The organism is Paenibacillus sp. CMM36 (genome assembly GCF_053570945.1).
This window is the reverse complement of the sequence record NZ_JBSEDY010000006.1, coordinates 93896-112463: the sequence shown is the minus strand read 5'-3', so window position 1 is coordinate 112463 and position 18568 is coordinate 93896. Positions and strand designations below refer to the sequence as shown.

Sequence of the window (18568 nt, the reverse complement as noted above, 5' to 3'; positions counted from 1 at the left end):
CGTTATTAAACCTCCCCTATCCGGGATGCCATACCGGCAGCTTGATAAAATGCAGCCCTGACTTCCTCAACCTCTATCTCGTAACTGCATCGTATAGAAAAAATAAGGCCGTCCGTGTAGGAAGAAGCAATGCAATTGAACAGTGAATAGATCGGCAGCGGATTGGGTTGCTTTATGATAGTTTCATCATAATAATTGCTGTATTTTGAGTCTGCCTTAGCGCTGTTTCCTAAATAGTTAAACATGAATAAGTCTAGTTGCTCGTACTGCTTCCCAAACTGTGCAAATGTTCTGGCACGTTCCCACTTGTCTTTGTAATCAGGACTTGTAAGAAGATGCATAAAATTAATCGTATGGTGTTTTAATAATTCCAGTCTGCTTCTGACAGACTGCATCATTTCATCCGGATTTTGTTTCAGTTCGATCAGCATAGGTACAAAATCAATAAATTCACCGGCCGTGTTATAATAAGCCGCCTCCTCGTACCTTCTTCCATCATATAAAAATAACAATGGTAGCTTATCCATACCTAAATAAGTTTGCAAGCCCCTTGTATAGACAGAAAGCGCAAACTCCAAAGAAGGATTTTCAGCAGGGATGCTTACGTTAAACAGGTAGGCTTCTGTGCACGTTCGAAGATTTGGTGCCTGGAAGGCATTTTGCTTGCTTTTTTGGAACGCTTCCAGATTAAAGGCTGATATCAATTCTTGTTCCGTAATTCCTTTCGGTCCACTTTGGATTAGATTGACATACTCCACATAGGGCTTCACTTCATCCGTAGGAAGGGGTCGATTTTGAAGCAGACTCCTGTAGTAAGCAACCAACTGTCTTTCAGCTACTTCCGAGGTCACCCGATCGCATATCGCATGATGATAAATAGTTATGACATAATGTTCACGAAGGTTTCGTTTCAGCACAAACATGTGGAACAAAGTATGTTCTTCGGCGAAACGGGTGTTCGTAACATAATCATTTATCATGTCCGTAATGGGACCACATGGGTTGTGATCCGACACATCAATGATGTTGAGTTTTGGTAAACCATCGCTAGAAGGTACGTATTCCCTCCAATAAGTCCATTCATCTCTTTGGACCGGGACACTTCTCAGTAATCCTTGACTTTGTACAAAATGAGCGAAAGCCTGATCCAAAAAATCGTAATTCACGCACTCATCCAGCCTAAATATACCTAAACTTGGAGGTGTATCAAACGAAATTTGCATTTGCTGAATTCCACTTAGCGGATATTCTTGTGCCACTGCTCCTGTTTTAATCCACTGATCTTTTTTCAAATAATCGTTTTCCAGAAGCTTGCGTAAACCTTTCACCTGATCCAGATCCATGCTTTTTAAGCCCAGACGTTGGAAAAATACCTCTTCATCCATGGTCCAGTATAGATCAGCCATTTTAGCTTTTTGATGCAGTGGTACAATGTAGTGTGGCAGTAGCTCTTGAGTTATTTTCCCGTCCATGATCCGCATGATATGGTTAACGTCAGCCACCGTGTCGCAGTAAAGCACCTGAATATCTCTAACTTCGTGAATAAAATCCCTTACTTGGTATTTCACCAGCTCGTAAACACCATCTGTTTCTTGGTGAAGCCAAGATATCAACTCTTGAGTTGTTTTTATGATGTCCTGTTGCTTTTTGGACCCTGCAATATTATTCTGAGTTGAATGAAGATAATCAGCGAGTGCCCGAATCGTTTTATAGTGGTAAATGTCTGTTAAAGTGGCGTGATATCCTGCACGCTCCATTCTCGACATTAATGTAAGCGCATGAATAGAATGCCCACCGAGGTCGAAGAAGCTATCTAAAACACTGAACTGCTGCACACCCAATACATCCTGCCAGATGTCCATCAGCTTCGTTTCCAGTCCTGGCTTAGGAGACACATATTCTGCTCCACCATGCATATTCTCTTCAAGGGCCAACAGTGCCCTGCGGTCCAGCTTACCATTCAGTGTCAATGGCATTTGTTCTAGTTGTATATAAAAAGATGGAATCATGTAATTCGGCAGCTTTATAGAGAGAGCCGTTTTAATTTCATCTGCTATCAGTTTTTTGGTCGCCGTAAAGTATGCTTCCAGTTGCTTTTGACCGGCCTCCTTTTCACGGGCAATAACTGCCGCTTGTTGTATATCATCTACTTTTAATAAATGCGACTCTATTTCCCCAGGCTCAATTCGATAACCCCGTATTTTCACTTGATCGTCGATCCGGCTGATATATTCGATGTTTCCGTCCGCTCGCTCTTGCACCAAATCTCCGGTTCGATACAACCTGCCTCCAGGTACCCATGAAGACTGAATAAACCTCTCTTCTGTCAGCTCTGGACGATTCAAATAACCTTTAACTAATCCATCGCCAGCGATGTACAGTTCACCTGCAACTCCCTGTGGCAGAGGATGCTGCTCTTGATCCAAGATGTAAACCTTCGTGTTGCTGATGGGTTTGCCGATCGGTACGGTATTTGCATTTTCGTCCAAATGATCGATATGATAATAAGTAGAAAATACCGTGCTCTCCGTCGGTCCATAGACATGAATTAAGCGGCCCGGACCTAGACGGGCAAACGCTCTACGCACATGGCTGACTGAAACCTTCTCACCACCGAATAGCAAGGTTTCAATTGTTGCAAAGCAATCGGGATCCACATCCACCAATGCATTAAAAAGTGCTGTCGTGACGAAGCATTTCGTGATCTGTTGTGTCCGTAGGACGCTTGATAGCTCACGTGCATTCATGGTTTGATCTTGTGAGTTCAAAACGAGAGTGCCTCCGTTAAGCAAAGCTCCATAAATACCAAATGTAGAACCATCGAACGAAAAACTGGCCACTTGTAATATCCTATCTTTTGTCGAGAATTGGATGTAATTCGGCTTTTTAACAACACGTGTAATATTGTAGTGCATCGTCAGGGTGCCCTTAGGTACGCCTGTAGAGCCAGACGTATACATAATGCAAGCAAGGGTGTCGGAACCTTGCTTAGATGAGAGATTCCCTGTTTCTTTCCCATAGTTCCGCTTGTCCATCAAATCCAGTACAACACTGGCGAGTTCTGTTTGCTGGTGGATTGGAAGCCGGGTCAGCAGGAGATTTGCACCAGAATCCGTCAGCATATAGCGTATACGTTCCCTCGGGTATTCAGGATCAATCGGCACATACGCTCCCCCAGCTTTTAAAATTCCGAAAATTCCGATGATCATTTCCAATGAACATTCGACCATCATTCCGACAGCCTCGTCTTGATCTAAACCTTTAGCCCGCAAAACATGTGCTAGTTGATTAGCCTGTTTGTTCAGATCAGCATACGTCAAGTGCTTGTCCCCAAATACAACTGCTATGTGATCCGGTGTGCGCTCAACCTGCTCTTCGAACAGTTGATGAATCGTTTTCTCCCGCGGGTAATCCGCTAACATACCGTGTACCATGCTCCACTTCATCTCCTTCTCCTATTAACTTTTTTAAAGATGGGAATCTTTCTTATGAGCCAATGCTAAAAAAGGTATATGTGCCACTTAGAAGTGATTTCTGGATAGGCAGTTGGATGAAGAGAATGAAAACTACAGAGGATAAACTATAATTCCGATATTACATTAGGTTGGGTATTTAACTGGAGAAAAAGAAATGACATCAGAGCTTGTTTTTTGACTGAAAATTTCTTTAAAATAAGTATATAGCTACTTTTTGCTCTACAATAAAATACCACAGATTGGTTACTCGACTGGAGGAAAAGAAATGACATCGGAGTGGCAGAGATTACAGACCAAACTGCCGGAATGGGTAGAACAAAGCCGTCATGAGTATATTCATGGCAAGGTAGCAGCATATATTCCCGAACTGTCCAAAGCCCCGGCCGACGCGCTTGGTGTTGTTGTAATGAACGGTGAGGGTGAAACCGTGGTAGCCGGGGATACGGAAATCCAATTTACGATGCAAAGTATTTCAAAGGTATTTACGCTCATTCTGGCCTTGATGGATAATGGAGAGGACGTTGTCTTCTCTAAGGTGGGGATGGAGCCTACCGGAGACCGTTTTAATTCCATGCTAAAATTAGAACTGGTTGAGCCGGGAATTCCGTTTAACCCACTGATTAACGCGGGGGCAATCGCGATCTCCTCTCTGATTCGCGGGAACAGTCCAGAAGAGAAATTTGCCCGTGTTCTCCAATTTTTCCGCCTCCTCACCCACAATGACACATTGGAATATGATCAGGATGTCTACGATTCAGAATCAGCTACAGGCCATTTAAACCGTTCCCTTGCTTATTTTCTAATGGAAAAAGGTATTTTAAGAGGTCATGTGGATGATGTGCTTGAAGTTTATTTCAGACATTGTGCTGTCAAATTGAACTGTACAGATTTAGCACGTATGGGACTTGTACTAGCCTACAACGGCCGTGATCCGGTGACAGGTATACCGCTGATTCCCCGCCGCTATGTACAGATCGCCAAAACATTTATGACGACATGCGGCATGTATGACGCTTCAGGGGAATTCGCCATTCAAGTCGGACTACCTGCCAAAAGCGGCGTATCAGGCAGTATTATGACGATGGTACCTGGACGCTATGGCATTGGACTGGTTGGACCTTCTCTGAACCGTATGGGAAACAGTACAGCCGGTGTACACTTGCTGGAGACGATGTCTCGTGATTTGGATTGGAGCTTGTTCTAGATATACGAAAAAAGGGTATTCCCAGCCTTTACGGCTTATAGGAATACCCTTTTCTATTTTTGTTGAGTTCCTTCTATGTTACGAGATTTGACCGTTAAACAGTTTAATTTGAATGCGGAACGGATCAGCTACATACTTGGCGCCATCGCGTTCTTGCACTCCATAGCCTGCTGCCTCTAAACGAGCCACAATGGCATTCAATTCATTCTGATCTGGTACGATCAATTCAAAATAATCCAGTCCGGCAGCGTGCTCAGGAGCTGGTGGGGCTCCTTCACCTGCCCATATATTCAAGCCCATATGGTGGTGGTAACCACCTGCGGAAACGAACAAGGCTGAAGAGCCATACCGGCACGTAATGTCAAAGCCAAGCACATCGCAATAAAATTGCTGTGCTTTGAGCAAATTAGACACATGGAAGTGGACGTGCCCGATTACCGTTCCCTGAGGTAGTCCCTGCCAAGGTAAATTCTCGGAAATCGCAACCAAGTCTTCTGCATCCACGGGATCTGTTCCCATCATGTAGAATCCATTTGCATCCTTTTTCCACTGATCATGGGGACGATCTGCATAGATTTCAATTCCGTTATTATCGGGGTCATGGATATATAGGGCTTCACTTACATCATGGTCCCCCTGTCCGATTTCAATCTCATGAGCCAGCAGATTACGTAAAGACAGGCCCAGAGCTACACGGTTCGGTAGAAGAATAGCAAAGTGGTATAATCCGGCTGCGGACTGGCGCGGCAGAATAACTGCATTTTCAATATAGTTAAGGATCAGTAGCGCATGCTTCCCATCGACAGTCAATTCAGCGGTATCCGCCGTTTGACGCAACAGCTGAAAACCAACGACCTCTGTATAAAATTGAATAGAACGTTCCAAGTTGCTTACTTTTAATGAAACCTGCCCGATTTTGGTGTTGTCATGAATATGCGCTGTCATGAGATTTCCCTCTTTCTACATGGATTGGAGAACCAAAGCTATTCAAAAATTATTGTTCGGTTGACTCACGACGGCCGATCAACGAATCCAGAGACAAGCGAGTCGTTGGTGCAAATACCAGATGAAGTGCTACAAGAATAAAAGCAATATCCAGCTCATAGCCAGCTCCTTGACCATTCCCCATCAACCCGCCGGACAATTTTGCTGTAAAAATAGCACCGATCAAAACAATCACAAATAGCCCAGATACATAGCGGGTAAGTAGTCCAAGAATCAATGCAATTCCGCCGACCAACTCAATCACCGCAACGACATAACCTAAAAATCCTGGAACGCCAATGCTGGAAAACCAGCCTGCTACATTACCCAACCCCATTTGGAATTTAGCAATTCCATGTGCCAAAAACAAAATTCCCAGCGCCACCCGCATAATTGTAGAAATGTTTCTGCTTGCTGAACTCATATTTATCTCTCCATTCTGTTTGTTTATTACACTCATACAAGTGCATATGAATAATTAATTTATATTACTAATAATTTGGTTAAAAAAATAATACTGTCTGAATCTATGCCGCAACACATGAATGTGAATCAAACTCGAATTATTAGTAATAGAAATAATTATTTTGTAATGTGAATTTATCATAAGAAACTGTGGTCTGTCAACAAAATATTTGGTATGATAAATATTACATTAGTATACATTATATTTTCTTAAAGGAGGAACGCTCTATGAGTATAGGATGCAACATACGCACTGCTCGTAAACGTAAAAATTTATCCATTCAGCAAATATGCGAACGAACCGGACTATCGCAAGGGTTTATGAGTCAAGTAGAAAATAATAAAACCTCCCCTTCCATCGCTACATTGGACAGCATCGCTAATGCGCTAAACGTACCTCTCGCTTTTCTGCTTCTTAAAGATGAGGAACGGATGCAAGTGATTCGCAAGGACGAGCGCCGTAAAACCTTATATGGTAAAAACAAGCTCCAGGTCGATCATTTGGGGGGGCAGGGTAACGTCAAAATGATGCTCGTTGAAATGCCGCCCGGCTCATCTACAGAAGAAGAGCATGCTCATGCAGGGGATGAGATTCATTTTATCTTGGAGGGCACGGTATACGTGGAGCAAGGCGAGGATACAGCTACCCTGGAAGCAGGAGATTCCTTTAGCTGGAGAGCAGCCATCCCCCACTATGTCAAAAATGTGGGAGAAAACAACGCCCGAATTCTGATCTCCGTGTTTCTCGAAGCAGATAATGATGCTTAATAGATATTTACGCAAGCACGAAGCAACAAAAGTACAAATCCTATCGAAAAAAGCGCGTACCGGAAGTATCTTTACTTCAACGATCCGCGCTTCTTATATTTTCATTTGCTATTGCTGCTTTTAACTTATTCCATCACCTGCTGGGCATCTGTACGCGATTCCCACGGCAGCTTGAAGGTTTTCATAATTTGTTTGGTATTAGCCGGGAGTCCAGTTATCGGATCACCAGTAGTACCCAGCAGTTCTTCTTTTTTATCCGTAGTAATACGCCCATAGAAAGTGGTACTGCTGTCTCCCCATCCTGTAGTGAACTTCTCCAACGTATAACCTAAATCAAGCGAAACATCTCTCAGAGGTATATATACTTCTTCACTTACAACCTCAAAGGTAAGTTGCTGCTGGTTCTTACGTGACCGCTCCTTAAGAACCAAGGGTTCTGCCCACTTTTGTAGCGTAATCTGCTTCTTTTTGACATCCCAGTGGTAGGTTGCACCTACAGCTTCGGCTAAAGATTTAAGCGGAACCATGAGCTTCCCGTCGAATCAATAGAGGTTTAGCCTTGCTGTCAATAGGTTGTCCGTTTATAACAATATCTATGAACTGCGTTGATTGAGACGCTATGGCACCCTGTTTAGTAGCTTCGGCAGCCGCCTGATGCATTGTGGTCAAGAGTAAGGATAGCATTAACAAGGCGACAAACAATCGCTGAAATCCTGCTCGTTTTAGCTTCATCATCAGTCTCCGTTCACTGAATGAACTTGTTCATTCCTGACCTATCTCTTTTTGGCTGCGTCAATGTCTCCAGGATTCAAACCTTCCCATATGTTCGGGATACTAACGGTCTCTGGATGCTCAAATACGAGAAACGCAGTCGGCAAATACCGCTCTCCGTATTCAGAAGAAGGCTTGTTTACAATGGCATTATCCTTGACTAGCACCGTTGAAGAACCTCCATCCAGATTAGCACCGATAACTGCTCCATGTTTAAGCAAAATATTTTGCATATCATACAAGTTGGCACCAATGCTGTACCCAGGCTGACGACCGTCGATGGTCACGAATATAATGGCACCGTCAGCTCTTTGCCCCATTGCGGTACGGGGGGCAATTCCCCACCCCTCGCTTGCATTGCGAATCAGACCTTTCCCATTCACGATTAGACGTGGTTGAAAAGTAACCGCTTCTTGCACATTCATTTTGGACAACTCGGACAACGAATAGTGACCGGCTATCATTTTCCCCTGTTTATCAATACCTACGATTTGAACAGAGGCATTTCTCCCCATATCATTGTAGTATATCTTACCCTGGGAAATGACAACGCCAATCGGTTTAAAACCATTCCCATTCCAGTTGGGGTCAGCAAAGCCACCGCCATTTACGCCAGCAACAGCCCCCAAACGCTCGACCATGCTAGATACATGTTCTCCCCGGCCGACTTTAGCAGGAATCCCGAGCCTAATTTTAGTGGGGTCATGCACCGTCATAACATAGCCATGATAGTTACGACCCGACACTTCTTCCACTTCAACCAACGGCGTTTGCTGTACTTTGGTAGGTATCAGATCAGGCAAGTTGATTGTATGTCTATCCTTCTCCTCACCCATCTCTTCGAACCGGGCTGAATATTCAGCCACTCGTTTCTTCGCTTCTGCTTCGCCGATAAAATATTTCGCCCAGTGACGATGCTGAGTCGTAATCAGCGTGTCCGCAGCCAAATAGCGCATGTCCTTGCCAGAAGGGGTTAAAAACAACCATGCACCACCCCCAATTCCCGCTAACAGGAATACAATAAAAAGTCGCAGCATAAAGCGACCAAATTTTCCTTTTCGTTTCTTTTTCTTATTTTTCTGCCTGCGAGCTGCTGCACGCTGTGGCAAGACTTCCGGTTTCATTCATCATCTCTCCTGTTTGGTGACTTCTATCGTATTTCAAAGCTATTGCCCATCAAATGATCCGTAACGATAGGCTGCGACATCTAACGACAATATCATAAACTAATTTTGTAGAATGATAGTGTCAATTTTTTAACAGATTCATCCACTCTGAAAAAGAATACATTAAAAAGCCCTTCACATAAATGTGAAGGACTGTAAATATAGGGGTGATATCCTATTTACGGAGCAGCCTCCGGTTCGAGCAGCATGAACAGCTCTTTCATCTGCTGTCGCTTGAGTTTGGGACTAAGCACGTACAAAGTATCGCCCGGTTCAATCACCGTCGTGCCTCTCGGGGCAATAATTTGCTCGTTCCGAATGATGGCTGTGAATAAAATATCTTCAGGCAACTGTATATCCTGAATCGCTTTGCCCGCTATCGACATCCCATTTTGTACCTGAATGTGGTTGATTTCCGAAGTAGTTTTTCCCAGTGAAACTAATTCCAGCAGTGATGGAGACGACGTCTCGTTAGGGTCCATCAAGCCAAGCTTCACCGCTAGCCACGAAATAGTGGTACCTTGAATAATCGCAGAAGTGAGCACGATGAAAAATACAACATTAAAAAACAAAGGTCCTACATCCATCTCATCCAGTAAAGGATAGGTTGCGAGTACAATAGGTACCGCCCCACGCAGTCCTGCCCAGGATAACAGTGTTTTCTCGCGCACAGAGTACCTGGAAAAAAGCAAGCTTAGGAACACGCCTATTGGACGAGCCACGAGCATGAGGATGAAGGAGAGCGCCAAGCTTTGCCACGCAATGCCCAGCAATTGATCGGGAAAGACCAATAACCCGAGCAGGACAAACATCATAATCTGCACCATCCAGGCGAAGCCATTGTTAAAATGAATAATAGATCGCTTGTAGGTCAAGTCGGAATTTCCCAATACAATCGCCATGACATACACCGCCAGCAATCCGCTTGCCTCTAGTAACGACGCCGCCGCATACGTCAAGACCGCAAATGCCAATGCCATCACAGGATACAAACCGGATGAATCAAAATTCATTTTATTAATGGCATATACACCTAAGCGTCCGAGTACAAAACCAACGGCTAAACCAAAGCCCATTTCCCATAAAAATAACAAGATATGTATCCAAATGGATTGCTCAGGGTGATGTATCAGCTCAATCAATGTTACTGTGAGAAATACAGCCATCGGGTCATTACTACCGGATTCCGCTTCAAGCGTCGAGGTAATTCGCTTTTTGATGTTTTTACCTCCTAGAACGGAAAACACGGCTGCCGCATCCGTCGAACCAACAATAGCGCCAAACAGCATGGATTCCATCCAGCTTACGCCTAAAATAAACTTGGCGCAGACGCCAATGACTACAGTCGTAATGATGACCCCTAACGTTGATAATGACAACGCAGGTCGAATAACTGGCTTAACATCTGCAAACTTTGTCTGCATCCCGCCTTCAAACAAGATTACAATGAGCGCGAGAATGCCAACTAGTTGTGTGATAAAGGCATTATCAAAATAAATAAACTGACTGAGCACCATGCCTACGGCAATAAACAAAACAAGCGCAGGCATACCGAAACGGCTGGAAAATTTGGTAGTCAGCACACCGACCAGCAGCAAGCCGGACAGCAAAAGCACAATAAAATTAATAACGGTTGTCTGTTCCATACGGCTTCTCCTATCTTGAAAATAGATGTTCAATTTTTCGCCTTTTATCTATATACCCTCAAATCACACAGAATACTAATTCTAAACAAAAAATTATATAATAAAATAAAAAATCCAGCTCATGGTTTGTGCTAAATCGCACTCCATGAGCTGGTTTGTATATTTTTTATAAGGCTTAAGCAGAGACAATCGTCGTGCTTTAGGCTTTAGGATGAATCATATGCGCAGGTACAACATATTGATCGAACTGTTCTTCAGTCAACAGTCCGCTGCGGAGTGCCGCTTCTTTTAGGGACAGCCCTTCTGCATGTGCAAGTTTGGCGATTTTAGCGGCATTTTCATATCCGATATGTGGATTCAATGCCGTCACCAGCATCAGTGAATTATTCAAATTGTGCTCAATCTTCGTGAGATCAGGCTCAATGCCAACGGCACAGTTGTCATTAAAAGCAATGATGGAATCGGCCAGCAGATGAACAGACTGCAAAAAATTGTATATGATTACTGGCTTAAACACGTTCAGTTCAAAATTACCCTGACTTGCTGCAAAGCCGATAGCTGCATCATTACCCATGACTTGCGTAACGACCATCGTCAGTGCTTCACTCTGGGTCGGATTTACCTTGCCGGGCATGATGGAGCTACCTGGCTCGTTAGCAGGAATCGTGATTTCGCCCAAGCCGCTACGCGGACCACTTGCCAGCCAACGAACATCATTGGCGATTTTCATCAAATCGGCAGCGAGCGCTTTGACTGCTCCATGTACGGCCACCACTTCATCGTGGCTGGTCAGTGCATGAAATTTATTGGGTGCAGAAGTGAACGTTTTGCCAGTGAAACTGGAAATTTCCGCTGAGGTTCGGGAGCCAAACTCTGGATGAGCATTAATTCCAGTCCCCACCGCTGTACCGCCAATCGCTAGCTCCTTCATGTATTGCACCGTGTCGATGATCATTCGCTTGCTCTTGTCCAACATTGCATACCAACCACTTATTTCCTGACCCAGCGTAAGCGGTGTCGCATCTTGTAAATGGGTTCGTCCAATTTTTATAATATCCTTGAATTGCTCTGACTTCTGTTGAAAAGTCTCTTTGAGCTTATCGATGGCAGGCAACAAACGGTCCTCCACTGCAATGACACCCGCTACATGAAGCGCCGTGGGAAACGTATCATTCGAGCTTTGCGACATGTTAACATCGTCATTGGGATGCAGCTTCATATCCTTTCCCTGCTCTTGTAACCATTGGCTCCCCAGATGAGCAATCACTTCATTCACATTCATATTGGACTGCGTTCCGCTCCCTGTCTGCCATACAACCAACGGGAAATGGTCATCAACCCGCCCTGCGAGAATCTCGTCCGCTGCATAAATAATCGCGTCCTGCTTCTCCTGTGATAGCTTACCCAGCTTATAGTTACTGATCGCCGCGCTCTTTTTAAGCACCGCGAACGCCTGTATGACCTCTAATGGCATTTTCTCCGAGCCAATCGGGAAATTTTCCTTGCTGCGCTGTGTTTGCGCTCCCCACAGACGGTCTGCCGGTACTTTGATTTCGCCCAACGTATCCTTTTCAATGCGGTAGTTCAACTCATTTCCTCCTCTTGGCCTATGTAATTCAGACAAAATATGGTGATCTCTCTTGCCTATTATACATTAAATTTCAAATGTTATCATTTATTTTGCAAGCGCTTTTTTACGATGAGGCCAGAGGAGGAAGAAGGAAAATTCGTCTACAAGCCTGACCACTAGGATCAACTAATGGTGATATTGCTTTTGGCATGTACTTCTTTTCTGCCCAGTAGCTTGTTCAGCGCATCGATGTAAGCTTTGGCGCTAGCTTCCAAAATATCAGTACTTGTGCCTCTTCCCAGAGCTGTGTACTCTCCTTGCCTCAAAATGGCGTGCACTTCCCCCAATGCGTCTTTGCCATAAGTTACAGATTGGATCGAATAATCCTCCAACTCCACCTCTTCACCACTGGCCTTGTCTATAGCATGGAAAATCGCATCTACAGAACCGTTACCCATTGCCACTTCATCAATTGCTGTCCCATCTTGTTTACCCAACCGAATGGATGCGACTGGAACCGACTGATTACCATAAGACACCTGAATGGAATCCAGTGTGTACATTTGAGGCGAGGCATTGCGGCTTTCGTCCATCAGGACGAGCAAGTCTTCATCCAACACCTGTTTTTTCTTATCCGTCAATGCTTTGAATTTGCGGAACGTCTCTTGCAGCTGTTCCTCCGTCAAAGCATCAAACCCCATGTCCGCCAGTTTTTCTTTAAATGCATGTCGACCCGAGTGCTTGCCCAACACAAGTTTACTCGTCTTCAGACCAATACGCTCAGGGGACACGATCTCATATGTTGTACGCTCTTTAAGCATTCCGTCTTGGTGTATACCAGACTCGTGAGCAAACGCATTGGCTCCAACAATGGCCTTGTTTCCTGGCACCGACATCCCCGTTCGTTTGCTCACTAGGCGACTGGTAGCATACAGTTCCTCCAAAACCAGACTCGTTTGTGCACCATAAAGCTCGGTTCTGGTGTCAAGGGCCAGTGCAACTTCTTCGATAGGTGTATTTCCGGCTCGCTCACCGATGCCATTGATGGTACCTTCAAATTGGTCTACACCATTACGGATGGCCGCCAGCGTGTTAGCTGTTGCCATACCAAGATCATCATGACAATGTGTGCTAAGTTGTATTTTTTCGATACCGGGCACTTGTTGTTTTACAATTCTAAACATTTCACCGAACTGATCCGGCGAGGCATATCCCACCGTATCCGGTAAATTGACGACTGTCGCACCAGCACGAATCGCCATATCTACGACCTCACAAATAAAGTCCAGTTCGGTACGACTGGCGTCCTCTGCTGAAAATTCTACCTTGCTGAAATACTTGCGTCCATAACGAATGGCAGCAGCAGCGGTCTCTAATACTTTCGTTTTATCCATTCGAAGCTTATGGTGGCGGTGAATAGGTGAGGTAGCCAGAAACAAATGAAGACAGGCATCCTCTGCTCCTCGTAGCGCCTCTCTGACCGCATCAATATCCTGTTCTTTCGAGCGCGCAAAACCAACCAGTGTCGCTTGGGTAACCTGTTTGGCAATCTCCTGCATGCTGGTGATCTCACCAGGCGAGGTTGCTGGAAAGCCGGTCTCAATCCGATCTACGCCTAATTTTTGCAGCTGAAGGGCAATTTCCACCTTTTCCGTGCTAGTTAAGCTAACTCCTGGTGATTGTTCTCCATCTCTTAACGTTGTGTCCAACACCCATATTTTGCGCATACAGATACCACCTTTGGTTTGATTTTAGGAGATGCTCAAGTAGAAGGTTTAAATATTTTATTCATCCGATCATCTGATGTTTAAGAGTAAAAAAAATTATGAACTTCCCATATGCTTTTGCAGCTCCAGCTTGGTGCCGTCCAAATGTTGAATACTATACAGCTCGGCAGCCTTGCCATCCTGATCCCGGATTGCTTCATATATTTTTTCATGCTGCACAGTAAAATGATTTTGCATCGCCGGATCGGTAATGAGATTGTTCAACGCCTTGCGAATGGCCTCTACAAAGCTGCCATATACATCTGTAAGCACCTTATTGCGTGTAGCTCCGGCAACAGCCAAGTGAAAAGTGATATCCGCATCCAAATACCCGTTCATATCTCCAGCGGCCAGGGTTGCAGCACGACGATCCAGCGCCTCACGCATCAAGCGTAGATCCTCGTCTTTACGACGTAACGCAGCCAATCTGGCAATCTCTAGTTCCAACACACTCCGCACTTCATAAACCTCAATAATTTCAGCACGGCTTAGACGGTAATCCAATGGCTCTTGAGAAGTTGTCGGTTGGCAAACAAAAGTTCCGTGTCCTTGCTTTTTCTCTAATAGACCGGCATGCACCAGAACGCTAACCGCTTCACGTACTGTAGATCGCCCGACTCCGAATAGCTTCATGAGCTCAGGTTCGGTTGGAATCTTAGTGCCCACATCCCATTCACCAGTAGCAATTTTTCGTTGCAGCTGTTCAGCTACTTCATCGGCGATTTGCTTGCGTTTGACGGCTTGAAAAGGAAAATTCATCTGATCATCTCCTGTTTCGTATCATACTATGACTGCTTGGCATTCTGCAACCTTTTTCGTCCTCCTTCCCCATTGGCCCTTACCTGTGCTTTACAACCCCAAATAAAGCCTGCACCGTTGGACACGATACAGGCCTATAAGGATAAATTTAAATGCTAGGATTTCGATTTATTAGGTGTAATACAATACAAACGGCTGGTTGCTTCAAAAATATGGCCTGGAGCCAGTGCTATCAATCCGATCTCCTCCGCTGGTAGGTCTGGACGATTCGGTGCATTGATCATGTTCATTTGCGGCTCAGGACAGATGAATTCCTTGTTCGCTTTGTTATTCCAGATCATCCAATGCTTATAAGCTGTACCTACATCGTATACGAGGGTAGCACCTGTCTTACTGTGTGTCAGTTCCATGTAGTTGCGTCCATTTTGCGGAGCTGCCGTGTAATGATTATCCATAGAGGCAAAATAAGGACTAACTCCCGTCGTCTTCAGCAGTTCCTCTTCCGGAGATAAAGGCTGGAACTGACCTGTGGCCAACAACCGTTCCGTCAGCTCACGACGCTCACCGATTGTGACCTTAATCTTGTAGTCCTCAGGCGAGCTATCGGGTACGAACGGAACGCGAATCGCTGTGTGAAAGGCAAATAAATTGGGGATCGGTTGATCGCCCTCGTTATGGATCACATAACGCTGATGCAGGCCAAATTCGTCCAGACTGTACGTTAATTTCATGGTAAAGGTGAAGGGTAAATAGCGGAACATGGGATGTCCTTCCCTTACATGCTGATTCATTACCACATAGCTGCCCTGCTCCCCGGAACCGTAGTCCTCGACCTCCCACCGAACAGTGTGTAAAAAGCCGTGCAGATGGTTGTGGGTCGCCTCTTCATTTATCGGCAGCTCATATGTAACACCATTCCACAGGAATTTTCCATCCTCATACCGATTCGGAGGGAACAGGAAAGGAATTCCGTAAACGGATGGGCTTTGCTTAAAAGCCTCTATGCTCTCAGCATCTGGCTCACGCAGAAAAGAATATCCCGTTTCATTGTCACGAAAAGAAATCAGATTTGCGCCGTTTCCCGGCAGGGCAACCGCTTCATATCGTCCAAATTTAAGACGAATCGCCGGTATTCCATAATAAAGATCACCAATTGCAGCATGTTGTTGTGTCATCAAAAAATCCTCCTTGATGAAATGACGATGTTTAATGAAAGCGTTTAGCTTTTGGCTTGACTATACCATGCTGAGCAAAAAAATTCCACGTCCACAAAAAAACGATGCCCCGCAAGGCATCGTCCTTCACACATGACTACACATAACGTCCTTGTTTGGGTACAGCCATGTGCTCAAAATCTCCTGCCAGTCGCTCCAGCTGATATGTCAGCTCAGTACCATGCATGTAATGACCATGTCCTGTAACTGCAATCTCAGGCTTTAACTTGGCCAGCATTTCCACCGAGCGCTGCGCAGCTTGCCAATCTGTTGTAAAATACGCAGGAGGCCCGTGTATTTCTTTTTCCTGTAAAATAACGGCCAGTACCGATTCCTGTTTCACCGTAATAAAAGCGTCACCGGCCACCATTAACCTTCTTCGCTCATGAAAAAGCGATACATGACCAGGAGTATGTCCTGGCGTATGCAGCCACTTCCAACCAGGGGCACCAGGGACACTGCCATCTTGGGGCAGGGAGGTGATGCGATCATCGAGATCTATAGCATCATTGGGGTATAAGAAGGAAATGCCCGACATTAAACCTCCCCCTACACTAGGGTCAGGTTTTTGATAATCCTTCATTCCCGTCAAATAAGGTAATTCCAAAGGATGTGCATAAACAGGTGTACCCCAATGCTGTACCAACTCAATAACCGAACCCACATGGTCAAAATGACCATGTGTAAGCACAATAGCGATCGGAGGGCCAGTGAACCGTTCCTCTGCCAGGCGTATAATCGAGTCTGTAAATCCTGTCATCCCCGTATCCACCAGCACCCAGGAACGGCTTCCTGGCTCCCCAATAAAACACATATTTACAAACAGCGTCCGTAAGCTCAGGAGATCGGGAGCAGCCTCTTCATTTGCCGTCATTCCTTCGGTGAACAGATGATTTGCCAAAGCTTCACCCTCCTATTCACATGGAATTTACTGTTAATATCGACCTTTAGGCTTCCCCCATGTCAGCAGATTATGCGGACACTGCTAAATATAATCCGCTTGTCACGAAAATAGACCATGTTTACATTACTCGGGTAATTTGCTCCATGCCGTATCTAGCAAATAGTCGAATAAATCATCGTTCTCTTCAATCCAGCTATCCATTTGCAGCATCTCTTCCTCCACCCGTGGCTCTCCCGCAAAATGAAGACTGTAATCCCATTCCTTTCCCCTTTTACTGTGGAATGTGATTTCATATACAGAACTCTGCCCGTCTACTCCAAATACCACTTGACCCAAATAAGCACCATTCTCATCTCTTGTCATTTGTGCCTGTTGAATATGTACTTCTTTCACTTCCTGAGGTGAATTTTGCTCTGTCATTCATCTATCCGCCCTTTCATTTTCACTAAATAGTACCAAAACTAATTTGTGAACCTTTTCGTTACATTGTACAATATATAAGCTATGTGTGGAATTTGCAAAAAAACTGTGCAAGTTACCCAAGCCTTATTTAAGGCTTTTCGTGAAATGGAGGAAAGTTACATGTCAGATTTTCAACAAAAATTGCAAAAATATGCCGAGTTAGCCGTTCGGGTCGGCGCCAATGTCCATCCTGGGCAGACACTCATCGTTCATGCACCAATTTTGTCCGCCGAACTCGTGAGACTTATCGTCAAATCAGCGTATACTGCCGGAGCCAAGCTGGTTACAGTAAAATGGAGTGATGAGACCATTACTCGATTACAGTATGAACTAGCTCCTGATGAAACTTTTAATATTGCTCCCAAATGGTATGCAGCCGAAATGACTGAAGAGGTCGAAAATGGCGCAGCTGTACTGCATGTCATTGCAGAAAATCCGGATTTGCTTCAGGGGATTCCGTCCAGCCGAATTACTGCTGCTCAGCGCGTGCGGTCACATGAATTACGTCAATACCGCGAATATCAAATGGCCGACAAATTCAGTTGGTCTCTGATTGCTTATCCTTCTGCAGAATGGGCTGCCAAAGTATTCCCTGATCTGCCAGCTTCCGAGCAAATGGATAAACTGTGGGATGCCATTTTCAGCACCGTGCGTGTGGATCTGGATAACCCCGTGGAGGCATGGAAAGAGCATTTGAAAACCCTTTCCAGTAAATCTGATATTTTAAATGCCAAACGCTATAAAAAGCTGCATTATCTGGCTCCAGGCACAGATCTCACCATCGAATTGGCAAAAGATCATCTGTGGGTAGCGGCTGAAAGCGTCAACCAACAGGGACATACTTTTGTAGCCAATATGCCTACTGAGGAAGTGTTTACAGCTCCGCTTAAAACGGGAGTGAACGGTAAGGTCAGCAGCACCAAGCCACTTAGCTACAGCGGAAATATCATCGACAACTTTTCACTGACTTTTGAAAATGGACGTATTGTCGATGTTCAGGCAGAAACCGGTTTGGAAACTCTTCAGCATCTCGTAGAAATGGATGAAGGCTCACACTACCTGGGTGAGGTTGCTCTTGTGCCTCACAAGTCACCTATCTCTGATAAAAATATTTTATTCTATAATACGTTGTTTGATGAAAATGCCTCTAACCACTTGGCCATCGGTAATGCTTATGCATTTAACCTTAAAGGCGGCAAGGATATGACTCAAGAGCAGTTGGCTGCCAACGGCCTGAATTCCAGTCTGACTCACGTCGACTTTATGATTGGTTCAAGTGAAATGGACATCAACGGCGTTACTGAGGACGGTACTGAGGAACCTATCTTCCGTAAAGGAAATTGGGCGATCTAACACGGCAAAAAGGCTCTCACCGCTTCATGCGTGAGAGCCTTCTTGCTTCAACCTTAGGCT

15 protein-coding genes are annotated in these 18568 nt (G+C 44.9%); 3 read left to right on the top strand and 12 right to left on the bottom strand.

The genetic code is table 11. The features are described 5' to 3' along the window. Nucleotides 1–5: 5 nt before the first annotated feature. On the bottom strand, nucleotides 6–3446 hold the full coding sequence (locus ACWA2B_RS14345) for an amino acid adenylation domain-containing protein (protein WP_449292317.1): 3441 nt from the start codon (nucleotides 3444–3446) through the stop codon (nucleotides 6–8). 295 nt (nucleotides 3447–3741) lie between these two features. Between ACWA2B_RS14345 and glsA the strand changes: the two genes are divergently transcribed. Beyond that, nucleotides 3742–4680: a glutaminase A gene (glsA, locus tag ACWA2B_RS14340; protein WP_069011795.1), complete on the top strand. Its 939-nt coding sequence runs from the start codon at nucleotides 3742–3744 to the stop codon at nucleotides 4678–4680. A 78-nt stretch (nucleotides 4681–4758) separates the two neighbouring features. Here glsA and ACWA2B_RS14335 read toward each other — a convergent pair whose 3' ends face one another. Continuing rightward, complete coding sequence (locus ACWA2B_RS14335; protein WP_069011794.1) at nucleotides 4759–5625, bottom strand: VOC family protein; 867 nt, start codon at nucleotides 5623–5625, stop codon at nucleotides 4759–4761. A 49-nt stretch (nucleotides 5626–5674) separates the two neighbouring features. Next, nucleotides 5675–6088, bottom strand: coding sequence for a DoxX family protein (locus ACWA2B_RS14330; protein ID WP_069011792.1), 414 nt, complete (start codon nucleotides 6086–6088; stop codon nucleotides 5675–5677). A 269-nt stretch (nucleotides 6089–6357) separates the two neighbouring features. Between ACWA2B_RS14330 and ACWA2B_RS14325 the strand changes: the two genes are divergently transcribed. Continuing rightward, nucleotides 6358–6897, top strand: a complete 540-nt coding sequence (locus ACWA2B_RS14325) for a helix-turn-helix domain-containing protein (RefSeq protein WP_449292316.1) — start codon at nucleotides 6358–6360, stop codon at nucleotides 6895–6897. 125 nt (nucleotides 6898–7022) lie between these two features. Here ACWA2B_RS14325 and ACWA2B_RS14320 read toward each other — a convergent pair whose 3' ends face one another. The 9 genes from ACWA2B_RS14320 to ACWA2B_RS14280 form a co-directional block, all read right to left on the bottom strand. After that, nucleotides 7023–7424 (bottom strand): stalk domain-containing protein, encoded by a 402-nt coding sequence (locus tag ACWA2B_RS14320; RefSeq protein ID WP_245231636.1) that lies wholly within the window; start codon nucleotides 7422–7424, stop codon nucleotides 7023–7025. A 246-nt stretch (nucleotides 7425–7670) separates the two neighbouring features. Beyond that, a complete protein-coding gene (locus tag ACWA2B_RS14315) occupies nucleotides 7671–8792 on the bottom strand; it encodes a phosphodiester glycosidase family protein (RefSeq protein WP_029517513.1) in 1122 nt (373 codons plus the stop codon). 221 nt (nucleotides 8793–9013) lie between these two features. Next, nucleotides 9014–10480: a potassium/proton antiporter gene (locus ACWA2B_RS14310; RefSeq protein ID WP_449292315.1), complete on the bottom strand. Its 1467-nt coding sequence runs from the start codon at nucleotides 10478–10480 to the stop codon at nucleotides 9014–9016. A gap of 199 nt (nucleotides 10481–10679) precedes the next feature. Then, nucleotides 10680–12068 (bottom strand): class II fumarate hydratase, encoded by a 1389-nt coding sequence (gene fumC, locus ACWA2B_RS14305; RefSeq protein WP_449292314.1) that lies wholly within the window; start codon nucleotides 12066–12068, stop codon nucleotides 10680–10682. A 164-nt stretch (nucleotides 12069–12232) separates the two neighbouring features. After that, nucleotides 12233–13777, bottom strand: a complete 1545-nt coding sequence (locus ACWA2B_RS14300) for a 2-isopropylmalate synthase (protein WP_165146545.1) — start codon at nucleotides 13775–13777, stop codon at nucleotides 12233–12235. Between the two features lie 96 nt (nucleotides 13778–13873). Then, the gene (locus ACWA2B_RS14295; RefSeq protein ID WP_029517509.1) at nucleotides 13874–14575 is read right to left on the bottom strand and encodes a FadR/GntR family transcriptional regulator; all 702 of its coding nucleotides are present in this window, start codon (nucleotides 14573–14575) and stop codon (nucleotides 13874–13876) included. Nucleotides 14576–14730: 155 nt separating this feature from the next. Then, complete coding sequence (locus tag ACWA2B_RS14290) at nucleotides 14731–15750, bottom strand: aldose 1-epimerase (RefSeq protein WP_013310435.1); 1020 nt, start codon at nucleotides 15748–15750, stop codon at nucleotides 14731–14733. Nucleotides 15751–15886: 136 nt separating this feature from the next. After that, a complete protein-coding gene (locus ACWA2B_RS14285) occupies nucleotides 15887–16690 on the bottom strand; it encodes an MBL fold metallo-hydrolase (RefSeq protein WP_029517508.1) in 804 nt (267 codons plus the stop codon). 126 nt (nucleotides 16691–16816) lie between these two features. Further along, the gene (locus tag ACWA2B_RS14280; protein WP_023988878.1) at nucleotides 16817–17113 is read right to left on the bottom strand and encodes a hypothetical protein; all 297 of its coding nucleotides are present in this window, start codon (nucleotides 17111–17113) and stop codon (nucleotides 16817–16819) included. A gap of 162 nt (nucleotides 17114–17275) precedes the next feature. Here ACWA2B_RS14280 and ACWA2B_RS14275 point away from each other — a divergent pair, with 162 nt between their 5' ends. Next, the gene (locus tag ACWA2B_RS14275) at nucleotides 17276–18508 is read left to right on the top strand and encodes an aminopeptidase (RefSeq protein ID WP_029517507.1); all 1233 of its coding nucleotides are present in this window, start codon (nucleotides 17276–17278) and stop codon (nucleotides 18506–18508) included. The last annotated feature ends 60 nt before the right edge of the window (nucleotides 18509–18568 follow it).